This is a genomic window from Fructilactobacillus sanfranciscensis (assembly GCF_029023685.1).
GTDB lineage: Bacteria > Bacillota > Bacilli > Lactobacillales > Lactobacillaceae > Fructilactobacillus > Fructilactobacillus sanfranciscensis.
Window position 1 is genome coordinate 485,994 of the sequence record NZ_CP118925.1, and the last position, 21,112, is coordinate 507,105.

Below are 21,112 nucleotides of genomic sequence, written 5' to 3' on the forward strand. Positions count from 1 at the left end.
CTTAACATGGGTATGAATGGTATGAACATGGGTAAGATTATGAAACAAGCCCAAGAAATGCAAAAGAAAATGGCAGCACAACAAAGTGAAATCGAAAACAGTGAATTTACAGGAGTTTCACCAGAAGAATTAGTTACTGTAACATTTGGTGGTAACCGTCGAATGAAAGATATGCAAATTAAAGCAGAAGCAATTGATCCAGATGATCCTGATATGTTATCAGATTTAGTTTTAAGTGCTGTGAATGATGCTTTAGCTAAGATTGATGACACTACTCAAAGTAAGATGGGTCAATTTACGCAAGGAATGAATATTCCTGGATTATAAAGAGGAAAATTAAATGCAATATCCAGAACCAGTTGCAAAGTTAATTGATAGTTATATGCACTTGCCTGGAATTGGTAAAAAAACCGCCACACGGTTAGCTTTTTATACGATTGATATGAACAAAGATGATGTGCTTAATTTTGCTGAAGCTTTAACTGATACAAAAGAAAAGCTTAAATTTTGTTCAATCTGTGGCAATATCACAGAAAATGACCCATGTGATATCTGTGCTGACCCTAATCGCGATCAATCAAAAATTCTTGTTGTCGAGCAACCGAAAGACGTTGCTACAATGGAAAAAATGAAAGATTACAAAGGGTTATACCACGTTTTGCATGGGGTACTTTCGCCAATGGAAGGTAAAGGACCTGACGATATTAATATCAGTTCATTAATCCAGCGCTTACAAAAAAATGAAGCAATTCAAGAAGTAATTGTGGCAACTAACGCAACTCCCGAAGGTGACGCAACGGCAATGTATTTAGCCCGTTTGTTGAAACCGGCTGGAATTAAAGTAACACGACTTGCTCGGGGCTTGTCTGTCGGTAGTGATATTGAATATGCTGATGAAATGACATTGTTCAAAGCAGTTGAAGGTCGGACTGAGATGTGAGGAATGCAAATGTTTGGATTTAATAAAAGAAAAGATTTTAAACAGATTTATGATGAAGAATTATTAAAGTCGATTAATCTTTTAAAGCGTGATTGGAATCAAGCGCAGCAAACACAAATGGCTGTTGCTGATGTAGATGATCAAATCATTGCGCAAACAGAGTTAGCAAAACAAAAATATGAATTTATGTACCGTCAAATTCGGAAACGAAACTTGAAAAATAATTGGATTCAATCTAATGTCTATGATCATTAGGTAGCCAAACAGGCTCGTCATTGTTGACGGACCTGTTTTTTATTTGAGTTATCAATTTTAATTCTGGATCTGATTATGATATGCTTTGCATGATTGTAGATATTTATAGTAGACAGATAAATGAAAGGTGATTTTAGTGAATATTTTAATTGCATTACTTCCAGCACTTGGTTGGGGAATCCTTCCAATTGCAACCAGTTTAATTGGTGGAAAACCAGTTAATCAATTACTAGGAACTACATATGGGGCATTTATTATTGCCCTTGGATTATACGCATTTACGAGACCTGAACTTTCTATGTCTTCATTTTTCTAGTGTTTCTTATCAGAAATGTCTTGGACTTTAGGCCAATTTACCCAGTACATTGCATTTGAAAAAATGGGTGTATCACGGACAATGCCAATTTCAACTGGAATGCAGTTAGTTGGAACTTCACTAACAGGAATTATCTTCTTTGGTGAATGGGCTGGATTATTGCCTAAACTTTCTGGTTTTGCAGCAATTATTTTGATTGTTGGCGGGATTATTTTAACTACCAAACGTTCAGAAAATGTTCAACAAATCTCAGCTACTGAAAAAACTGAAATCAATAAAAATATGACCAGCGGCCTTCTTATCTTGTTTATTGGTACATTAGGATACATTGGTTATTCAGCTTTTCCGAAAGTCTCAAATGCTGATGGGTTTAAAGCTTTCTTACCTCAAACAATTGGAATGTTAGTTATGGGAACCATTTTTGGAATTAGTATGTTGATCAAAAACAAAACTAATCCATTTAAACAAATTACTTCATATAAAAACATTATTACAGGATTTCTCTTTGGATTCGGTGCCTTGTTCTATCTAATTTCTACTAGACTTAATGGAGTTGCAACCGGATTTACTTTGTCACAATTGTGTGTGGTAATTTCAACAGTTGGTGGAATTGTGGTTCTTCATGAGAATAAGACCAAACGTGAAATGATTTATATTGCTGTAGGACTTTCACTAGTAATTATTGGTGGAATTATGATTAGTTTTATTCATGCTTAAAAAATGATTTTTAAAGAAGATCTCATCGATACGATGAGATCTTTTTATTTTGTGCTTTACATTAACGTTACGTCATCATTTATATTGAAATAAAAGGAGGATTAAAAATGAAAAAAGACTTAGTCACGGTTTCACAATTAGCGAATTTATCAGGAATAACTCCCAGAACCATTAGATATTATGACAAAATCGATTTATTAAAGCCAACTTTGATTGATAAAAATGGTTATCGAAAATATAATCTGAAGCAACTGAATAGGTTACAACAAATTTTATATTTTAAACAATTTGGTTTTGAATTAGCCAGAATTAAAACCATGATTGATGCAGATGATTATAATATTGTCGTTTCTTTAGAACATCAGCAAGCATTACTTGCTAAAGAAGTTAAACGAAAACAAATCTTATTAGACAATTTAAAACAAACAGTTAAATACTACAAAGGAGAAATTAATATGACTAATTTAGAAAAATTTAAAGTTTTTAAAAATGAGTTGATTATGCAAAATGAAGAAAAGTATGGAAAAGAAGTCAGTGAGAAGTATGGTGAAGTAAAACATCAGCAGGGAATAGAAAAATTCAAAAATTTAACTGAATCAGATTACCAGATTAGTAAGGATTTAGAACATGATTTGATTAAAAATTTAGATCAAATTAATGAAAGTAATTTGCCAATTAATAGTGAATTAGGCAAACTTATATTTGAACAACACCAACAGTGGTTAAAAATTTTTAATGATAAATATACAAAAGATTATCACTTAGCAATGGCAACTTTGTATGAAACTGATAAACGTTTTGCTAAACATTATAATTCACAAAGTAAAACCGATGTTGCAGCCACTTTAACAAAAATAATAAGAAATTATGCTAAATAATTATAGATAAGATTCTATTAAAAACATCATAAATTATCTTAATAAAAAAATAATTATGTATAAATTGTTTTGTGATAAGTCATATTTCATAGTTCATGTACAATAACATAAATGTAAACTTGCATTACAAAAGGAGAAAAAGCATGGCTTATTTGCAACTGGTAGATATCAAAAAAACATATCATGTTGATAACCAAGACTTTAAAGTTCTAAAGGGAATTAACTTGAGTTTTGAACGTGGTGAATTTGTTTCCATCCTAGGTGAATCTGGTGGTGGTAAAACTACTTTAATGAATATCATCGCAGGATTAGATAGTGATTATTCTGGAGATGTTTTAATTGAAGGTAAATCGTTAAAGCATGATACAACCAAACAATTAGACGAATATCGTCGGAGTACAATTGGGTTTATCTTTCAAAGTTTTAACTTAATTAGTCACTTAACGGTACGGGAAAATGTTTTAGTTTCATTAGAGATGACAACTCTTTCTCATAAGCAACAATTGGAACGGACTGACGAATTACTTGATAAAGTTGGTTTAGCAGATCATAAAAACAAATATCCAAACCAATTATCAGGAGGCCAAAAACAACGAGTTTCCATTGCCCGGACATTGGCATCTGATCCAGATATCATCATTGCTGATGAACCAACTGGTGCCTTAGATGCACAAAATACCGATGAAATTTTGGAATTGATGAATGACATTGCCAAAGATGGGAAATTAGTATTAGCTGTTACTCATTCTCAAATCGTAGCTGATTATGGAACTCGAATTGTGCATCTTGCTAATGGACTTATTGATGACGATAAAGTATTGAAACCAGCTTTTCCCGTTAAAGATGAACCACGTCCTTTTAAAGCAAAAGTTGCGAGTGCTAAATCAATTGCTGTCATGGCATGGCATCATTTTACTTATAATTTAAAACGAAACTTGTTAATTACATTTGGTGCCTCAATTGGTATTTTTAGTGTGATTATTATGTTGGGACTTGGTAATGGAGTTAAGGGTTACATTAATCATGAAATCTATTCCCAAATCAATCCTAATACCATCCAAGTTACTGAGAAAACGGCTAATGATGATCAAGCTTCTAAAGTTAATTTTAGTAAGCACGATATTAATAGCATTAAAAAAATTAAAGATGTTAAAAAGGTTACTAATGGATACTACGCTATGGGTAGTGGTCAATTAAAAGATGGAAACAAGAGTGCTAGTCTAAGCTTTTTACAAACTTTTAATAACACCATCAAGAAAAATACCCTTAAAACAGGGACTGTTCCTGGTAAAGATGAAATCTTAATTAGTAAAAGTGACGCCGAAAAGCTAAATAAAAAGCATCCGTATGCCATGAAGGGGAAAACTATTTCCTTATATGTAAATGTTGTCGGCAAAAATTCACAACCACAAATTGTTTCAAGACAAGTTAAGGTTAGTGGAGTTACTGATGGACAGGGATCATCAATTTCATATGACACTTTGAAATCAATGTTTGAAGCTGACCACTTAACCTTCAAACCAAACTTCTTAGCCGTTGATATTGCAGGTGGAGTACAAAATGTTGAACCAGTACAAGATTCAATTAAATCAATCAAGAACAGTCAAGGTAAGCATAATCTTATGATTACTGGTGCTGGAAGTATTGTTTCCACATTGAATACTTATGTAAATCTTGCAGTTTCAGTATTAACTGCCATTGCAGCCATTTCTTTAATAGTATCGGCTATTATGATTATTGTAGTTCTTTACATTAGTGTTTCTGAAAGAACGAAAGAAATTGGAATTTTGAGAGCCTTAGGATTTACCAAACGAAACATCCGAGATCTCTTTATTTTTGAATCATTCTTTATTGGATTATTTGCTGCAATTTTGGCTGACGTAATTGGTTACTTAATAGAATTTGGAATTAATCATGTTTCTGAATCTGCGGTCCATTACTCACTCGTGCAAATTACAGCCGGCAATGCCATCTTTGGAATTGTTGTTTCAGTGGTAATTTGTTTACTTGCTGCCTTAGCTCCAGCTCGTAAAGCAGCTAAAGTTGATCCGGTAGTCAGTTTAAGTGCTGAATAGAAAATACAAAAAAGACTAATATTTTAGTCTTTTTTTGTTTGGCTGAAAATAGACATTGAATTTAACTTAAAGTACAATTAAATTAACGTAAGAAACGATAGGAATGGTGAAGCATGAACGGAAAACTAATTACTTTTGAAGGTAGTGAAGGTGCTGGAAAAACCACGGCCTTAAATGAAATTATTAAAAAGATCAAACCACAACTGGGCAATCAATTAATGACAACCCGTGAACCTGGTGGAAATATTATTTCTGAAGAAATTCGTAATATTATTATGGATAGTAAAAATGATAGTATGGATGCTAAAACAGAAGCGTTATTGTTTGCTGCCGCCCGACGCCAACATCTAATTGAGGAAGTTATTCCAGCTTTAGATGCTGGAAAGTTAGTTCTTTGTGATCGGTACGTTGAAAGTTCAGTTGCTTATCAAGGTGCTGCCCGTGGGATTGGCGAACAAGCAATTTGGGATTTAAATCAATTCGCTACAAATGGTTTAAAACCGGATTTAACGATTTATTTTGATGTTCCCATTGAAGTTGGTTTAAATCGAATTATGCAACATCGGACCAATGAAATTAATCGTTTAGATAGAGAACACCATGACTTTTATGTAAAAGTTCATGATGCGTATGAAAAAATGGCGGAGGAACACCCTGATCAAATTGTAAAAATTGATGCAAGTCAACCAATTGACCAGGTCGTAGCAGATGTTTTAAAGTTGATTAAATCACGAGTTCCAGAATATTTTAATTAGGAGATAGTCATGAAATTAATGCTGGCAATTATTCAAGAAAAAGATGCTTCAACTTTACAAGCTTCACTAAATGATAAAAAAATAACATTTACTCAATTACCAACTAAAGGTGGTTTTTTGAAAGCAAAAAATTCAACTTTTATGATTGGGATTGATGAAGAACGAGTTCAAGAAGTGCTTGATATTATTAAAGAATCTTGTCAAGCTCGTGATCAATACGTTACGCCTGCAATTGAGTTGCCAGGAAGTATTAGTGACACTTCTTATCCAGTTGAAGTTCAAGTGGGTGGAGCAACGGTCATGGTTCTTCCCATGGATAGTTTTTACCGCTTCTAATGATGACAGAAACTGAAGCAACAAAATTAATTAAACAAGCAGAACTTACCCAACCGAAACTAACTAAACATTTTATGCAGGTGGTTCATGATCAAGATTTAAGTCATGCCTATTTATTTTCTGGTTTTGCCGGATTAGGAAAACTTGAATTAGCTAAAACAGTTGCAATGCGTCTATTTTGTAAAAATGTTCAACCAAATGGAATGCCTTGTGGGGCTTGCAATGAGTGTGTACGAATTGCTAAAAATGAACATCCTGATGTGATGTTAGTGGAACCTGAGGGACAAAGTATTAAAGTCCATCAAATTCGGACTTTGAAACAAGAATTTTCCAAAAGTGCCGTGGAAGGAAATCGCAAAGTTTTCATTATTAATGGAGCTGACTTGATGACTAACGGGGCCGCTAACAGTTTATTGAAATTTATTGAAGAACCGGTTGGCAACGTCAATTCATTTCTTTTAACGGATGACTATCACAAAATTTTACCAACGATTCAGTCGCGGACCCAATTGGTTGAATTTCCTAAAATTGACTCCCAACTTTTGATAAAATATGCAGAAAGTAAGCAACTTACTAAAACAGCACTTAATTTAGTTTTACAATTAACTAGTGACGTAATGTTTATCGATCGTTTATGTGAAGATAATTGGTTGATTTCTATGAAACAACAAGTAGAGTCGTGGTTTAGTATGTTATCAAAAGGCGACTATCAAGCATTTACGTTAATTCAAACCAATTTCTTACCGTTACTACGTGATCGTGAAGATCAAAAAGTAACAATTGAGATGATGTGTTTGATTTTTCGAGATGTTTTTAACGTTAAATTCAAAAATACTCCGGCTAGTGAGTTAGCGTTTGGAAATATTTATGATTTAATTAGTCAGATGGCCAATCATTTGTCGGATAATCAATTGATTTGTATCATTGATGACATCCTTGAAAGTGCTAAAAAACAACAAATTAATGTTAGTTTTCAAAATATTTTGGAAGTAATTACGTTGGATTGTTTGAATCAAATTAAGGAGTAGCCAAATTGGATATTAATGAAATGAATGATGGAATGGATAAATTATCCGTTCAATTTAAACAAATGGTTACTAAAATTGGAGAATTGCGTGAACAAATTAACGCTGTTCTTGAAGAAAATTCAGAATTAAAAATTGAAAATGAACATTTGCGAGAATTATTAGAAAATTCCGGCAAAAAAAATGAAGGAGTTCAGGAACTTTCGAAATCTAAGAAACTTTTGGAAAAGTTATATAATCAGGGATTTCATGTATGCAACGAATCGTATGGGAAACGACGGTTGCAAGATGAAAGTTGTATTTTTTGTACTCAAATTATCTATGGAGAAAGGTAAATAAAATGACTTTACGCACGCAAATGAGTTTTGAAAAGCATGATACAGGTAAGTTATATTTAATTCCGACTCCCATTGGTAATTTAGAGGATATGACTTTTAGAGCAGTTAATTTATTAAAAGAAGTAGATTTAATTGCTGCTGAAGATACTCGCAATACCCAAAAGCTCTTAAATCATTTTGAAATTAAAACAAAACAAATTAGTTTTCATGAACATAATACAGAGTCACGAATTCCAGAATTAATTAAAAAAATGAAAGATGGCTTAAATATTGGTCAAGTCAGTGATGCTGGGATGCCTTCAATTAGTGACCCGGGACATGAGTTAGTAGAACGTTGTATTGAAATGGGGATTCCCGTTGTTAGCATTCCTGGTCCAAGTGCCGGAATGACCAGTTTAATTGCATCTGGATTAAGCCCCCAGCCATTTTTATTCTATGGCTTTTTGAATCGTAAACCGAAAGAACAAAGAGCTGAATTAGAGGAATTATCTCAAGAAAAACCAACTCTGATTTTTTATGAAGCACCACATCGATTGAAGAAAACTTTGGTTAATTTACAAAAAGTATTAGGCAATCGAAAAGCAACTTTAGGACGGGAACTAACGAAACGTTATGAAGAGTACATTCGGGGAACTCTAGATGACTTAGTACAATGGTCACAAGATACTCAAATTCGTGGGGAATTTGTGATTATGGTTGCTGGAAACCCAGATGGAACCCTAGTTGATAATGCTGATGAAGACGCACTTTTAGCATTAAGTATTGAAGATCAAGTGCAAAAATTGATTGACTCTGGTGAAAAAACCAATGCTGCAATTAAACAGGTCGCTAAGCTCAATCAGTTAGTTCGCCAGGATGTCTATAATCAATTTCATAAGATTGGATAGGGGGTCAACATGGCAGCAGAAATTTTTACAGAAGATTATAAAATTACTAATTTTGAAACTAATCTTCACGGAACCATTACCTTACAATATTTGTTAGATGTGATTGTTCAAGCCTCTGAAGACCAATCCCAAGCAATTAATTTAGGAACTGAGAAAGTACAAGAAAATGGAGTTACTTGGGTTGTCATTCAGTATGATGTAGATATCAAAGAGCTACCTAAGGCGGGACAACCAGTTAAACTTCAAACTCAAGGAACTAGTTATACCAAGAGTTTTGCTAATCGTCATTTTTGGATTCGTGATATGGACGGCCATATTTTAGTAGAAGTAAAAAGCTTATGGGTGATGATGAACCTGACTACTCGAAAAATGGTGCGGATTCCTGAATCAGCAGTTACACCTTATGGAAGTGAAAAAGTTAAACGTCTTGAACGACTTCATAAATTACATAAATTTGATGTTGATAATGCTAAAAAAATGAAATTTCCTGTTACTTTTAATGATATTGATTTTAACGGTCATGTCGGCAATACGAGATATATCAATTGGATGAGCGATACGTTGTCCTTTGATTTTCAAAAGGGTCGACTTCCAACTGGATTTAGCATTAAGTTTGAAGATGAAGTTCGCTATGGTGACCAAGTCACTAGTGAAGTAAATATTATTGATGATGGGAATACCACTGTTCATCAAATTATGGTCGATGGGAAAGCCTGTTCGATGGCAGAAATTACTTGGAAGAAAATAAACTAAGAGAGTGAAATAATGAAAGTTTTAGCAATTGATACCTCTAATCGTCCGCTTTCAATTGCGGTTTTAGATGGTGAGAAGGTTTTAGCAACCACAACTATGACGACTCAACGGAAACACGCAGCTTATGCGATGCAAATTGTGGAAAATTTAGTTAAGTTAGCTAAGTTACAACCAGAAGATTTAGATCGAATTGTTGTCGCTGATGGTCCTGGTTCATATACCGGATTGCGGGTCGCAGTCACTATTGGTAAAGTGCTTGCTGACACCCTCCAGATTGAATTAGTATCGGTTTCCAGTTTGTTAACGTTAGCATTAAATGTCCAAAAAGAAGGTCAATTAGTGATGCCACTTTTTGATGCTCGCAATGATATTTTATTTACGGGACTTTATCGGACATCAGCAAACGGTCCAATCGAAGTAATTCCTGATCAACATGTTGCTTTCGATGATTTTGTGGCACAAGTTAAGCAGTATGACGAACCAATTGTTTTCTTAGGTGAAGATGTTGACAAATATGCAGATCGGTTACAAACTATTTTTGGTAATCATTTTAAAAAAATGGTTGGAATTGATAATCTTCCACAAGCTGCCCAATTAGGGATTTATGGAGAAAAGCAGTTACCATTGACAGATATTGATAGCCTAGTGCCAAAGTATCTTCGTTTAACTCAAGCAGAAGCAGATTGGCAAAAATTACATCCAGGAGAAGGTCACGAATCTTATGTTGAACAAGTGTAAGCAACTTTATTTAAAATATAAACGAAAGCGTAAAGAAGAAAAAATTGATGAAGCTTTACAATTTAAAAATCAAATCGTTACCATTAGTGATATTAAATATTTCCTAGGTAAGGGAATGATGACGGATGTTCCTGAAATTCTGAAGCTTGACCAAGATGCCTATGGTAGTGAAATGAAGTGGAGTAAAGCTCGCTTTTTAGATGAATTAAAAAATAGCAAAAATTCTTTTTATTTAATTCTTCGGAAAAATGATGAATTGGTTGGTTTTATTTGTATTTCACTTTGTCGCGATGAAAAATGTGCCCATATTGAAAATTTGGCAATCAAACCTGGTCTTCAAGGACAAGGATTAGGTTATTTCTTAGTAACAACGGTTGTACAACGTGCTCGGCAAATGGGCTTAAAACAAATTGATATGACTTGCCGTGTACAAAATATTAAAACGCAAGATCTTTTTAAAGATTTAGGTTTTGTACAGGCCGGGATTAAACCAGACTTTTATAAAGATGGTAGTGACGCTGTTTGTTTACAATTACACTTAAATAAAATTAATTACATTGGTTCAAAAAACTTTGGAAGATAAAAGTGGTGAAATAAATAAGATGGATAAAGCTAAACAAACAAGTTTGATTTTATCATTTGAAACTAGTTGTGATGAAACTAGTGTCGCTGTGATTAAAGATGGAACTGAAATATTAACTAATATTGTGGCGACTCAGATTAAAAGTCATCAACGCTTTGGAGGAGTAGTTCCAGAAGTTGCTAGTCGTCATCATATTGAACAAATTACGATTTGTATCAATAAGGCCTTAGAATCAGCTCATGTTACCTATGCTGATTTGACAGGTGTGGCAATTACATATGGACCAGGATTAGTTGGATCGTTATTAGTCGGAATTACAGCTGCTAAAGTAGTGGCATGGGCTCATCATTTACCATTGATTCCGGTTAATCATATTGTCGGACACATTTATGCCACTAATTTTGAACATCCAATTGAATTTCCGGCCCTAGCTTTAGTCGTTTCTGGTGGGCATACGGAATTAGTTTGGATGCCTCAAGAAGGAGAATTTAAAATTATCGGGGAAACTCGTGATGATGCTGCTGGCGAAACTTACGACAAAATTGGACGGGTCATGGGGATTAATTATCCAGCTGGACCAACCGTTGATAAATTAGCCCATGAAGGCCAAGACACGTTTGATTTTCCTCGAGCAATGATGAAAGACGATAACTTTGATTTTAGTTTTAGCGGATTGAAGAGTGCCTTCATTAATACCGTGCATCATGCCGATCAAGTGGGCGAAACCTTAGATCATGCTAATTTGGCAACTAGTTTCCAAAATGCAGTTACAGATGTGTTAGTTGCTAAGGCAATGCGGGCGCTAGACAAATATCCAGCTAAAGAATTTATTTTGGCTGGTGGAGTCGCTGCTAATCGAGGCTTACGGGAAAAATTAGACCAAGAATTAAGTAAACGCGACATTGAGTTTGTCAAAGCTCCCTTAAAACTTTGTGGGGATAATGCGGCTATGATTGGTGCTGCAGCGGAAATGTTGCAACGTCATGGTGCTAAAGCAGATATGTCGTTAAATGCTGATCCCGGTTTAGAATTTGAATGGGAAGCAAATGAAGCCCAATAAGCTTGAGCAGTTTGAGATTGACTTCAAACTGCTTTTATTTTAAACTCTATTTAGATAATCATCTAAATAGTTATGGAGAATTAAAATGGGAATGAATGAGTCGATGAAGGCGTTAGCTGATCCCGTTCGTCGCCAAATTTTAGAAAATTTAAAGACGGGATCAAAAACAGCTGGTGAAATTGCGGATGAATTTGCCTTGACGAACGCGACCGTTTCATATCATTTAAAAATATTGAAACAGTCGGGTTTTGTCACTGAAACCAAAGTTAAAAATTTCATTTATTATAGTTTGAATACCACCGTCTTTGAGGATATTTTGCATTGGTTTGCAGAATTAAGGGGAGGAACAAAATGAGAAAAGCAAAACGCACTGCATGGATTATGGTCATTTTAAGTCTATTTCCATTAATGTTGGGAATGTATTATTGTCAAAATTTACCAAATAAAATGGCGACCCATTTTAAGGGGGTCGCCAATGGCTATTTAAATAAAGGAGTGGCAGTAATTGGCATGCCAGTTTTATTTATTTTGCTAGACTTCTTAGTGATTTTCCTAACCATTTATGCACTTAAAAGGACCCCAAACTCTAACGTTAAATTTAGTAATTTATTATGGTTAATTCCTTTAATTAGTATTTTAACCACTGGATCAATCATTTATTACAATTTGGGCTTTGCAGTTCACACGACTGAAATGGCGATAATCATCGTGGGGATGATGTTCATGTTGATTGGAAACTATCTTCCAACCGTTTCATATCAATTTGAAAAACAAACGCATCCTTTTTATCGCGGAACTGAGCTTAGTTGGAATAGAACCAAACGAGTTTTAGGTAAATCGTTTTTCTTCGGTGGACTCTTGATGTTACTAATTGTTTTATTTTCAAGCAAAGTTGCTTTTGGAATCATGCTAAGCACTTTAGTCATCGTGATAATTAATGTCCTAAAAAAATAAAGAACCCAGGATTGGGTTCTTTATTTTTTAATATTCTTCTAATTTCAAACTAGCATTTTCCCACTTGGTTTCAGCTGCAGTTTGTGCTTTTGTGACTTCATCGAGTTGAGTTTGTAATGCCTGACTCTTTTCATTATCATTATAGTTTTCTGGTAATGTCATTGCTTGTTCAATTTCACTTTTTTGGTCATCAATTTTGGTCAGCTTGGTTTCTAACTCATCGATTAAACGCGTTAATTTCCTTTTTTCTCGTTGAGCGGCTTTATTAGCTTGATAACGTTGTTTGGTGTCAGAAACTGGTTCAGCTTTGGTAACGGTTGGGTTAGTTTCGTTTTCATGCTCTTCAATTTCAGCTTCTTCGGCTTTTTTGGCCGCATAGTAATCGTAATTACCCATGTAAATTTTGGAACCGTCTGCACCAAGTTCCATGATATCAGTTGCTAATCTGTTAATGAAATAGCGATCATGGGAAATGAATAAAATTGTTCCCGCAAAGTTCAAGAGGGCCTTTTCCAAGACGTCAATACTATCAATATCTAAATGGTTGGTGGGTTCATCCAGTACTAAAAAGTTATCTTTATTCATGGATAATTTAGTTAAGAGAAGCCGAGCCCGCTCACCACCAGATAAGTTTGCCACGCTTTTTTCAACACTCGATCCACTAAAAAGGAAACTTCCTAAAATTGAACGAATTTCACCTTCTGGAATAGTAGGGTAATCATCCCAGAGTTCATGTAAAACATCTTTTTCAGGATGAAGACTTGCTTGTTGTTGATCGTAATAACCAACGCTGACGCCAGTTCCAAATTGAAAGGTTCCTCGGATTTTCGATAATTTACCCAAAATTGTTTTTAAAAAGGTCGATTTTCCAATTCCATTGGGACCAAAGATCGCCATCCGTTGATGATTTTTTAAATGTAAATTAATTGGATAACTTAATTCAACGTCGTCATAGCCAACGCCTAAATCATCAACATCTAAGACTACGTTTCCACTTTTTCTTTCTGGAGTAAAACGGAAGTGGGCGGTTCCATGCGTTGCTTTAGGCTTATTGATCACGTTCATTTTATCAAGTTGCTTTTGCCGTGCTTGAGCTCGTTTAGTAGTTGAAGCTCGCGCAATGTTTTTTTGCACGAACTCTTCTTCTTTTTTAATTTTCCGTTGTTGCTTTTCAAAGTTTTTTTCCGCAATTGCTTGACGGTGGACTTTTTCAGCAACGTAGTGCGTGTAATTACCTTTATAGTAATCCATGACTCCGTGATCTAAGTTATAGATTTCGTTAACTACTTTATCCATAAAATAACGATCATGGGAAATTACTAAGAGTGCTCCATTATATGATTGAAGATAATTTTCAAGCCACGCTGTCGTTTCCATATCAATATGGTTCGTTGGTTCATCTAGCGCCAATAAATCTGGTTTTTCCAACAAGAGTTTTGCTAGAGCGAGCCGTGTTTGTTGTCCACCAGATAACTCACTGATGTTTCGTTCATAGTCAGCTTCGTAAAAACTAAAACCAGCTAAAACGGTTCGGATTTCAGCACGATAACCGTAACCATTTTTTAATGTGAAATCTGCTTGTAATTGATCATAGGTTTTTGATACTTCAGCCAATTTAGCAGGGTTGCTATTAATTTTAGGATCACTAATTTGTTCTTCAAGTTTGTGAAGTTGGGCTTCTTCTTGAATAATCGTCGAAAAAGCTAATCGCATTTCAGCGATAATGGTGCGGTCAGAATGTAAGCCTGTATTTTGGGGAAGGTAACCAATCGTTAAATTTTTCTTTTGGTTGATAGTGCCTTCACTCGGAGATGTTTCACCGACTAGCATTTTTAAAAGTGTTGATTTACCAGCTCCGTTTTGGCCTACCAACCCAATTTTACTATTAGAATTAATCGTTAAACTAAGATCAGAAAAGATGGGTTCACCATTAAATCTCTTGGTTAGATTATTTGCTTGTAAAATAATCACAAAATCGCCTTCTTTCTCTGTCAATTTTACCATACTATCGCTAATGGCTTGTGAATTTAAAAAGTTCAAATTTCACAAACTTTAGTTTTATGGTAAGATATAGTGTAAAAGATATTTAAATTTTAAGGAGCAAAAGGCAATGACAGAGACCAAGATTCCACGTGCCACCGCTAAAAGGTTACCGCTTTATTATCGTTATTTAAACATTCTCCATGATGGTGGAAAAGATCGGGTTTCATCAAATGAATTAGCGGAAGCAATTCACGTTGATTCTGCAACAATTAGACGAGATTTTTCATATTTTGGTGCCTTAGGTAAGCGAGGTTACGGTTATGATGTTGATGATTTAATTGAGTTTTTCAAAAATATTCTTCATCAAGACCGATTAACCAATGTTGCTTTAATTGGGGTCGGTAATTTGGGACATGCATTATTAAACTTCAATTTTCATCAAGACAGTAATATTCGTATCTCAGCAGCTTTTGATACGAATCCCAAAAACATTAACACCATTCAAGGTGGAGTTCCCATTTATCCAATGGATCAAATTGTCGCTCAGTTAAAGGAACAACAAATTAGCGTAGTGATTTTGACGGTTCCATCAAACGTTGCTCAAGAAGTCGCTAATCAAGTGGCTCAAGCTGGCGTTAATGGAATTTTGAATTTTACTTCAATTCGTTTAAACGTACAAGCTGGAATTCGGGTTCATAATGTTGACTTAACTAATGAGCTTCAAACTTTAATTTATTTTATCGATCATTATGATAAAAAGAGTGATGAAGACGAATAAAAGAGTGGGGGTAATTTATTTGTGCGAGCCAATTAAAAAATATTTTACCGTAGCTCTTTTTTTATTATCATTTTTTGTCTTTTTTATTGGATTTCAAGCTGTTAAGGCTGATGGAATTCATGAATCAGCGTGGGTAAAAGATAATGCCCAGGTCCTAAATCAAACGACAATTAATCAAATTGATCATCTCAACAAGACTAGCTTGAAAAAAATTAAAGGCCACCCTCAATTAGCGGTAATTACGCTTAATGGTCTGCCCAATGGGGAAAGTAGCATTGAAGATTATGTCCATGATCAAATGAAAAAGTTAGGAATTGGTCAAAAAGGTTGGAATAACGGGATGTTGTTAGTGATTGATACCAAAGATCACGTTAATCGATTGGAAGTTGGTACTGGATTAGAAGCAGCTTTACCAGATGGGGCGAAATCTAGCTTAGTCAATGAGAAAATTCAGCAAGCTTTTCAGCAGCATGATTACAATCTAGGGGTGAGTCAGCTAACTAATCAGGTTTATCAATATTTAGCCGTGCACCAAAGTGAAATTAGTCAGCCGAATAATGTGAATGATTCACAATCTGCGACTCCGGGAATTGAAGATAATAGTGCAGCAGCTGTCTTACAAAGAAACAAAGCAAGTGTGGCATTCATTTTATTTTTAGCAATTTGTTTTGGATTAGTTGGTTTCGCAGTAGCTAAGTTAGTTTTTCCCAAGCTTCGGAATCGGGATCAGCATACCTTAGTACAGCAACGCTTTGCTAAAACAGGAATTACGGACAATCAATTATTAAAAAGTTTAAATCAATTTGTAACGGATGAGTTGCAACAAAATCAAAGTTTTAACATCAGACACTTAAGTAATCCGGAATGGTGGTATTTGTTAAACTCGCTTCATTTAAAACAGCCAATTAGTTTAGCTCAAAATCCTAAGTTAGAAATGGAAAAGGGCAATCCGCTTTATCAGCAACAACTAATTTCCAGTCAAACACTAGTAAGTTATCAAACGCAACTGCAACAACGGAAACAAGCAAATCTTCAAGTTGTGGTCCAAGCAGCTCAGCAGTATGCCGTGCAACATCATTTTCCAGGCGATGTAAATCAATTTGTGAATGATACCGTTCGCCAAATTGCCCAGTTAACCTGGTTCGGTTTACCAGCTACGACCGCTGAATTTCAAACTAGTTTACAAAATGCCTTAGAAATTAGTTTGGCAGATGCAACTTTGCACTACCAGATTGATAATGATGCTAGTTTACGTGCTAAAATGAAAAGAGCTGGCATTCATAATCCAGATCAATACATCAATGATTTATCAGATGAGCAAAAGAAACGTTTTGTAACCAATGGCTTAGTGAACACTGCTCTGTTATTGGGAGCACTTAGTTTATTAAGTCATTCCAATTCTGATTGGCATGATGATAATTTTCCTCCATTTGGTGGTGGATTTGGTGGAGATTCAGGATTTGACGCTTCTGACTTCGGAAGTGGTTTCGGTGGGTCTGGCGATGATGATGGTGGCGGATTTAATTTTTAATCACAATTATTATAGATAAAGGAAAAAGAATATGACTAAAAATACAAAAATAACTTTAAGTATTGTTGGAGTAATTGTCTTTTTGGTAATTGCAATCGGTGGGTGGTTTATCATGACCCAAAATAGTTTGCGAGTTCAACAACAAAATGTTGACCAACAATGGAGTAACGTTGAGGTTCAATTGCAAAGACGGGCAGATTTAACTCCTCAATTGGTAGGAGCCGTTAAAGGTAATATGAAGAACGAACAAAAGATTTTCGGGAAGATTGCGGATGCTAGAAAACAATATGACAATGCTAGTACCCCAGCTGATAAAGTTAAACAAGCCGATAATTTGAACAAACAAACGCAAGTTTTGATTAATGCTGTTCACGAAAATTATCCTGAATTGGCCAGTTCATCAAATGTTAATGATTTGATGACGCAAATTGAAGGTTCAGAAAACCGAATTAGTCAAACTCGTCGCGATTACAATGATGCGGTTCAAGTTTATAACCGAAAAGTAGTTTCTTTCCCAAGTAGCATTGTTGCTAATAATGCCGGGATGAAAACTAAGCCATTTTTCCAAAGTGCTCCGACTGCTAGTCAAGCACCAAAAGTTGATTTAGATAATTAAAATTTAAATGAAAATAGCTTCAAAACTAGAGTTTTTCTTTAGTTTTGGAGCTATTTTTTTGACCACTAAAACCGATATTTTGACCTCATACCTTACTTTTGACTACAAAATCATTATTTTAGGTTAAATTGTAAACACCAATTAAGGGGGATAAAAATGAGTTTTTTAAATGCAAAATAATTAACCAAAGTTTACAAGAATAAAGTAGCAGTTGATAAGATTGATTTACAAATTGAAAAGGGTGAATTTGTGACAATTTTAGGGCCAAACGGTGCGGGAAAGTCGACAACGATTGAAATGTTGACAGGACTTTTACAACCAACTTCCGGTTCGATTCAGTTAGAAAAGATTAATCCCACTAAAAAGGAATATCGAACTAAAATTGGGATTGTTTTCCAAAATAGCGTATTAGATAGCAAATTGTCAGTTCAAGATAATTTATACTTAAGAGCTGAGATGTACAAAAACGTTACCCCAGCTGATATTTTAGAAATTGCCCATTTAATTGGGATTGATAATTTTCTTAAACAAAAATATGGAACTTTATCGGGAGGACAACGCAGACGGGTTGATATTGCGAGAGCACTATTACATCGACCAGAAGTTTTATTTTTAGATGAACCAACGACTGGATTAAAAGTGAGGTAACCGGACTATTAATCGGTTCGTTTTGCTATTTGTTAGTAAGAATGACACAAGCACAAACTTTTACCGATACACGCTTTAACATTATTACTGGGGTCATTTCACAAATGATTGGCAATGAAAAAATTTCAGCTGGACTAACTTATTTAATTCATTTTGGACTAATATCAGTGATTTTTTTAGGGACTTTCTACGTTAATGGTTGGATTAATAGTTGGCATGGATTACTCATTGTAGTTATTAATTTTTTTGTTATCTATCTTCTAGTATGGTTAGGAATTATTGTTTGGAATAAGGCTAGTGCTAAGGAAACCAATAAACAGCTGAATAAATTTAATCAGAAATAAAAAGTTTAGGACGTTTATTTTGTCATTTAGCTAAGATTGTATTATATTAGTAAGTGAAGTTAGCACTCTTTATTTGTGAGTGCTAAAAAAGAAATTTTGGAGGTTTTAGATATGTTACAACCAATTGGTGATCGTGTAATTATTGAGGTTAAAGCTCAAGCAGAAAAGAATATTGGTGGCATTGTTTTGGCAGAAAATGCTAAACAAAAACCAACAGAAGGTAAGATTGTTGCAGTTGGAACTGGTCGTATTTTAGACAACGGTGAAAAAATTGCCCCTGTAGTTAAAGAAGGGGACGTTGTGATGTTTGATAAATACGCCGGAACTAAAATTGAATATGACGAAAAATCATATTTGGTAATGCACGAAAATGACTTACTTGCAATTATTAAATAATCTAAAGAACAACTAATGAAGAATAAGAGGTAATTAATATGGCTAAAGAGATTAAATTTTCTGATGACGCCCGTAGCGAAATGCTTAAAGGGGTCGACAAATTAGCAGATACAGTTAAAACTACAATGGGTCCTAAGGGACGGAATGTCGTTTTGGAAGAAACAGCTGGTAACCCAACCATTACTAATGATGGGGTTACGATTGCTCGTGCAATTTCATTGCCAGATCATTTCCAAAACATGGGTGCTAAACTAGTCGCTGAAGTTGCATCAAAAACTAATGATGTTGCTGGTGATGGTACGACAACTGCTACGGTTTTAACGCAAGCAATTGTTAAAGAAGGCATGAAGAACGTCACTGCTGGTGCTAACCCAGTTGGTGTTCGTCGTGGAATCGAAAAAGCAACTGCAGCTGCCGTTGCTGGGCTTCACAAGATGAGTCACAAAGTGGAAAACAAAGAAGATATTGCTCAAATCGCATCAATTTCATCTGCCAGTGAAAAAGTTGGTAAATTAATTGCAGATGCCATGGAAAAAGTTGGTAACGACGGAGTCATTACCATTGAAGACTCTAAAGGGGTTGAAACCAGCCTTGATGTCGTTGAAGGAATGGAATTTGACCGTGGTTACATGTCACAATACATGGTAACTGACCAAGAAAAGATGGAAGCAGATCTTGATAATCCATACATTTTGGTAACCGATAAAAAGATTAACAACATGCAAGATATCATGTCACTTCTTCAAGAAGTTGTGCAACAAGGTCGTTCATTGTTAATCATTGCCGATGATATCGGTGGTGAAGTTCTTCCAACCCTTGTATTAAACAAGATGAGAGGAACCTTCAATGTAGTTGCTGTTAAAGCACCTGGTTTTGGTGACCGTCGTAAAGCTCAATTACAAGATATTGCAGTTTTGACTGGAGCAACTGTCATTACTGATGACTTAGGTCTTGAATTAAAGGACACTACCCTTGAACAATTAGGTCAAGCTAACAAAGTTAACGTTACTAAAGACAAGACTACGATTGTTGAAGGTAAGGGAAGCAAAGAAGCCATTGCTAAACGAGTTAACGAAATTAAAACTCAATTAGCTGCTACAACTTCACAATTTGATCGGGAAAAACTTCAAGAACGCCTTGCTAAATTAGCCGGTGGTGTTGCTGTTATCAAAGTTGGTGCTGCTACTGAAACTGAATTAAAAGAACGCAAGTACCGCATTGAAGATGCTTTGAACGCAACTCGTGCTGCCGTTGAAGAAGGCTTTGTTCCCGGTGGTGGTACTGCATTCATCAACATTCTTAAAGACGTTGATGCAGTTGAAGCTACTGGTGATGAAAAGACTGGAGTTGAAATTGTCAGTCGGGCCTTAGAAGCACCAGTAAAACAAATTGCTGCTAATGCGGGAGTTGATGGTGCCGTGGTCGTTGATCACTTGAAACAAGAAAAACCAGGAATTGGTTACAATGCTGCGGATGACAAATACGAAGATATGATTGCTGCCGGAGTTGTTGATCCAACCAAGGTTAGTCGCTCAGCACTTCAAAATGCTGCATCTGTTTCATCATTGTTATTAACAACTGAAGCAGTCGTTGCTGAAAAACCAGAAGAAAACAATGCTGCACCTGCTATGCCACAAGGAATGCCTGGAATGATGTAAAAACATGTAACTAGTATGTAAAAGATAATTGTTAAATTCGTTAATAACTTGTCCTATGTGTACATTAGTTTAATGGATATAGAGGAGTCTAGCTATGCTAAATGAAATATTGATAATAAAATGGCTGAAAATCTTGAATTAATAGTTATAAATTATCTTAATAGTCAAGTTGGACTTTCTATGAGTAAACCATATCTTAATGAATATTTTATACAATTTAAAGATTTTTCTAATAGCAATTCAGAAAATGAACTTGAACGTATTGAATATAATATGAATGTATTTTTGGGTATGGTAGCTGTTTTAGAGCCAGAAAAACGGGAAAAGATTAATAACTATATTGATGAATTCGATGAAAAATCAATGGATAATACTAAAATAAATAAAATTGAAAGTTATGCATATGATTTTTTAGAAGAAATAATTAGTAATGTGACATATAAAATTTTTAAGGAAAGTTCGCAAATTTGTGAGCTTTCTTTTTTTTTCATTAAGATTTGTAGTACAATTAACACCATGTTGAAAATACAAATTAATTATTAAATAGG

The 21,112-nt window shown here is 34.8% G+C and carries 24 protein-coding genes and 2 pseudogenes; 25 read left to right on the forward strand and 1 reads right to left on the reverse strand.

The window, feature by feature from the left end:
* Positions 1 to 6: 6 nt before the first annotated feature.
* From PY770_RS02460 to PY770_RS02540, 17 genes and pseudogenes are all read left to right on the forward strand, one after another.
* A complete protein-coding gene (locus PY770_RS02460) occupies positions 7 to 327 on the forward strand; it encodes a YbaB/EbfC family nucleoid-associated protein (protein WP_081462397.1) in 321 nt (106 codons plus the stop codon).
* Positions 328 to 340: 13 nt separating this feature from the next.
* A complete protein-coding gene (recR, locus tag PY770_RS02465; protein WP_014081781.1) occupies positions 341 to 940 on the forward strand; it encodes a recombination mediator RecR in 600 nt (199 codons plus the stop codon).
* 9 nt (positions 941 to 949) lie between these two features.
* Entirely contained in the window at positions 950 to 1,195 is a 246-nt protein-coding gene (locus PY770_RS02470; protein WP_014081782.1) for a YaaL family protein, read from the forward strand.
* Between the two features lie 136 nt (positions 1,196 to 1,331).
* Positions 1,332 to 2,228: pseudogene (locus PY770_RS02475) on the forward strand (GRP family sugar transporter).
* A 107-nt stretch (positions 2,229 to 2,335) separates the two neighbouring features.
* Positions 2,336 to 3,106, forward strand: a complete 771-nt coding sequence (locus tag PY770_RS02480) for a MerR family transcriptional regulator (protein ID WP_275046054.1) — start codon at positions 2,336 to 2,338, stop codon at positions 3,104 to 3,106.
* 143 nt (positions 3,107 to 3,249) lie between these two features.
* Positions 3,250 to 5,181, forward strand: a complete 1,932-nt coding sequence (locus PY770_RS02485; protein WP_275046055.1) for an ABC transporter ATP-binding protein/permease — start codon at positions 3,250 to 3,252, stop codon at positions 5,179 to 5,181.
* Between the two features lie 113 nt (positions 5,182 to 5,294).
* Positions 5,295 to 5,936: a dTMP kinase gene (gene tmk, locus PY770_RS02490; RefSeq protein ID WP_275046057.1), complete on the forward strand. Its 642-nt coding sequence runs from the start codon at positions 5,295 to 5,297 to the stop codon at positions 5,934 to 5,936.
* Positions 5,937 to 5,945: 9 nt separating this feature from the next.
* Entirely contained in the window at positions 5,946 to 6,272 is a 327-nt protein-coding gene (locus PY770_RS02495) for a cyclic-di-AMP receptor (protein WP_056958086.1), read from the forward strand.
* Positions 6,272 to 7,300, forward strand: a complete 1,029-nt coding sequence (gene holB / locus PY770_RS02500; protein WP_014081787.1) for a DNA polymerase III subunit delta' — start codon at positions 6,272 to 6,274, stop codon at positions 7,298 to 7,300. Before PY770_RS02495 ends, holB begins: the two co-directional genes overlap by 1 nt.
* A 5-nt stretch (positions 7,301 to 7,305) precedes the next feature.
* Positions 7,306 to 7,632 (forward strand): DNA replication initiation control protein YabA, encoded by a 327-nt coding sequence (locus tag PY770_RS02505; RefSeq protein ID WP_014081788.1) that lies wholly within the window; start codon positions 7,306 to 7,308, stop codon positions 7,630 to 7,632.
* Between the two features lie 5 nt (positions 7,633 to 7,637).
* The gene (gene rsmI, locus PY770_RS02510; RefSeq protein ID WP_275046058.1) at positions 7,638 to 8,522 is read left to right on the forward strand and encodes a 16S rRNA (cytidine(1402)-2'-O)-methyltransferase; all 885 of its coding nucleotides are present in this window, start codon (positions 7,638 to 7,640) and stop codon (positions 8,520 to 8,522) included.
* Between the two features lie 9 nt (positions 8,523 to 8,531).
* A complete protein-coding gene (locus tag PY770_RS02515) occupies positions 8,532 to 9,275 on the forward strand; it encodes an acyl-[acyl-carrier-protein] thioesterase (protein WP_139554945.1) in 744 nt (247 codons plus the stop codon).
* A 12-nt stretch (positions 9,276 to 9,287) separates the two neighbouring features.
* Positions 9,288 to 10,013 carry a tRNA (adenosine(37)-N6)-threonylcarbamoyltransferase complex dimerization subunit type 1 TsaB gene (gene tsaB, locus PY770_RS02520; RefSeq protein WP_103434388.1) on the forward strand — a complete coding sequence of 242 codons (726 nt, stop codon included), beginning with the start codon at positions 9,288 to 9,290 and terminating at the stop codon, positions 10,011 to 10,013.
* Complete coding sequence (locus PY770_RS02525; protein ID WP_056958076.1) at positions 9,997 to 10,596, forward strand: GNAT family N-acetyltransferase; 600 nt, start codon at positions 9,997 to 9,999, stop codon at positions 10,594 to 10,596. The genes tsaB and PY770_RS02525 overlap by 17 nt, the downstream gene beginning before the upstream one ends.
* 19 nt (positions 10,597 to 10,615) lie before the next feature.
* Positions 10,616 to 11,656, forward strand: a complete 1,041-nt coding sequence (tsaD, locus tag PY770_RS02530) for a tRNA (adenosine(37)-N6)-threonylcarbamoyltransferase complex transferase subunit TsaD (protein WP_041817643.1) — start codon at positions 10,616 to 10,618, stop codon at positions 11,654 to 11,656.
* Positions 11,657 to 11,741: 85 nt separating this feature from the next.
* A complete protein-coding gene (locus tag PY770_RS02535) occupies positions 11,742 to 12,011 on the forward strand; it encodes an autorepressor SdpR family transcription factor (protein ID WP_014081794.1) in 270 nt (89 codons plus the stop codon).
* Complete coding sequence (locus tag PY770_RS02540) at positions 12,008 to 12,610, forward strand: DUF1648 domain-containing protein (RefSeq protein ID WP_275046059.1); 603 nt, start codon at positions 12,008 to 12,010, stop codon at positions 12,608 to 12,610. Before PY770_RS02535 ends, PY770_RS02540 begins: the two co-directional genes overlap by 4 nt.
* Before the next feature lie 27 nt (positions 12,611 to 12,637).
* On the opposite strand, the gene PY770_RS02545 is transcribed toward PY770_RS02540, so the two are convergent.
* Positions 12,638 to 14,614, reverse strand: a complete 1,977-nt coding sequence (locus PY770_RS02545) for an ABC-F family ATP-binding cassette domain-containing protein (protein ID WP_156843392.1) — start codon at positions 14,612 to 14,614, stop codon at positions 12,638 to 12,640.
* 106 nt (positions 14,615 to 14,720) lie between these two features.
* Between PY770_RS02545 and PY770_RS02550 the strand changes: the two genes are divergently transcribed.
* The 8 genes and pseudogenes from PY770_RS02550 to PY770_RS02585 all read left to right on the forward strand — a co-directional run bounded on the left by PY770_RS02550 (position 14,721) and on the right by PY770_RS02585 (position 21,107).
* The gene (locus tag PY770_RS02550; RefSeq protein WP_275046060.1) at positions 14,721 to 15,371 is read left to right on the forward strand and encodes a redox-sensing transcriptional repressor Rex; all 651 of its coding nucleotides are present in this window, start codon (positions 14,721 to 14,723) and stop codon (positions 15,369 to 15,371) included.
* 19 nt (positions 15,372 to 15,390) lie between these two features.
* Positions 15,391 to 16,902 carry a TPM domain-containing protein gene (locus PY770_RS02555; protein WP_275046061.1) on the forward strand — a complete coding sequence of 504 codons (1,512 nt, stop codon included), beginning with the start codon at positions 15,391 to 15,393 and terminating at the stop codon, positions 16,900 to 16,902.
* A gap of 31 nt (positions 16,903 to 16,933) precedes the next feature.
* Complete coding sequence (locus tag PY770_RS02560; RefSeq protein ID WP_103429199.1) at positions 16,934 to 17,518, forward strand: LemA family protein; 585 nt, start codon at positions 16,934 to 16,936, stop codon at positions 17,516 to 17,518.
* Positions 17,519 to 17,737: 219 nt separating this feature from the next.
* A pseudogene (locus tag PY770_RS02565) lies at positions 17,738 to 18,163 on the forward strand (ATP-binding cassette domain-containing protein); the annotation flags it as partial.
* A gap of 44 nt (positions 18,164 to 18,207) precedes the next feature.
* Positions 18,208 to 18,510 (forward strand): DUF3021 family protein, encoded by a 303-nt coding sequence (locus tag PY770_RS02570; RefSeq protein ID WP_275046062.1) that lies wholly within the window; start codon positions 18,208 to 18,210, stop codon positions 18,508 to 18,510.
* Between the two features lie 111 nt (positions 18,511 to 18,621).
* A complete protein-coding gene (groES, locus tag PY770_RS02575; RefSeq protein WP_014081800.1) occupies positions 18,622 to 18,906 on the forward strand; it encodes a co-chaperone GroES in 285 nt (94 codons plus the stop codon).
* Positions 18,907 to 18,944: 38 nt separating this feature from the next.
* Positions 18,945 to 20,564: a chaperonin GroEL gene (gene groL / locus PY770_RS02580; RefSeq protein ID WP_014081801.1), complete on the forward strand. Its 1,620-nt coding sequence runs from the start codon at positions 18,945 to 18,947 to the stop codon at positions 20,562 to 20,564.
* 120 nt (positions 20,565 to 20,684) lie between these two features.
* Positions 20,685 to 21,107: a hypothetical protein gene (locus tag PY770_RS02585; protein ID WP_275046063.1), complete on the forward strand. Its 423-nt coding sequence runs from the start codon at positions 20,685 to 20,687 to the stop codon at positions 21,105 to 21,107.
* Positions 21,108 to 21,112 lie beyond the last annotated feature (5 nt).

Bases quoted from the DNA above. Each gene is read 5' to 3' on its own strand.
- holB (WP_014081787.1), top strand. From the start codon at position 6,272: ATGATGACAGAAACTGAAGCAACAAAATTAATTAAACAAGCAGAACTT.
- PY770_RS02545 (WP_156843392.1), bottom strand. From the start codon at position 14,614: ATGGTAAAATTGACAGAGAAAGAAGGCGATTTTGTGATTATTTTACAA.
- PY770_RS02570 (WP_275046062.1), top strand. From the start codon at position 18,208: ATGACACAAGCACAAACTTTTACCGATACACGCTTTAACATTATTACT.
- tsaD (WP_041817643.1), top strand. From the start codon at position 10,616: ATGGATAAAGCTAAACAAACAAGTTTGATTTTATCATTTGAAACTAGT.
- PY770_RS02525 (WP_056958076.1), top strand. From the start codon at position 9,997: ATGTTGAACAAGTGTAAGCAACTTTATTTAAAATATAAACGAAAGCGT.
- PY770_RS02480 (WP_275046054.1), top strand. From the start codon at position 2,336: ATGAAAAAAGACTTAGTCACGGTTTCACAATTAGCGAATTTATCAGGA.
- PY770_RS02550 (WP_275046060.1), top strand. From the start codon at position 14,721: ATGACAGAGACCAAGATTCCACGTGCCACCGCTAAAAGGTTACCGCTT.
- PY770_RS02495 (WP_056958086.1), top strand. From the start codon at position 5,946: ATGAAATTAATGCTGGCAATTATTCAAGAAAAAGATGCTTCAACTTTA.
- PY770_RS02460 (WP_081462397.1), top strand. From the start codon at position 7: ATGGGTATGAATGGTATGAACATGGGTAAGATTATGAAACAAGCCCAA.
- PY770_RS02515 (WP_139554945.1), top strand. From the start codon at position 8,532: ATGGCAGCAGAAATTTTTACAGAAGATTATAAAATTACTAATTTTGAA.
- PY770_RS02535 (WP_014081794.1), top strand. From the start codon at position 11,742: ATGGGAATGAATGAGTCGATGAAGGCGTTAGCTGATCCCGTTCGTCGC.
- tsaB (WP_103434388.1), top strand. From the start codon at position 9,288: ATGAAAGTTTTAGCAATTGATACCTCTAATCGTCCGCTTTCAATTGCG.
- rsmI (WP_275046058.1), top strand. From the start codon at position 7,638: ATGACTTTACGCACGCAAATGAGTTTTGAAAAGCATGATACAGGTAAG.
- PY770_RS02585 (WP_275046063.1), top strand. From the start codon at position 20,685: ATGGCTGAAAATCTTGAATTAATAGTTATAAATTATCTTAATAGTCAA.
- groL (WP_014081801.1), top strand. From the start codon at position 18,945: ATGGCTAAAGAGATTAAATTTTCTGATGACGCCCGTAGCGAAATGCTT.
- PY770_RS02470 (WP_014081782.1), top strand. From the start codon at position 950: ATGTTTGGATTTAATAAAAGAAAAGATTTTAAACAGATTTATGATGAA.
- groES (WP_014081800.1), top strand. From the start codon at position 18,622: ATGTTACAACCAATTGGTGATCGTGTAATTATTGAGGTTAAAGCTCAA.
- PY770_RS02560 (WP_103429199.1), top strand. From the start codon at position 16,934: ATGACTAAAAATACAAAAATAACTTTAAGTATTGTTGGAGTAATTGTC.
- PY770_RS02485 (WP_275046055.1), top strand. From the start codon at position 3,250: ATGGCTTATTTGCAACTGGTAGATATCAAAAAAACATATCATGTTGAT.
- recR (WP_014081781.1), top strand. From the start codon at position 341: ATGCAATATCCAGAACCAGTTGCAAAGTTAATTGATAGTTATATGCAC.
- tmk (WP_275046057.1), top strand. From the start codon at position 5,295: ATGAACGGAAAACTAATTACTTTTGAAGGTAGTGAAGGTGCTGGAAAA.
- PY770_RS02540 (WP_275046059.1), top strand. From the start codon at position 12,008: ATGAGAAAAGCAAAACGCACTGCATGGATTATGGTCATTTTAAGTCTA.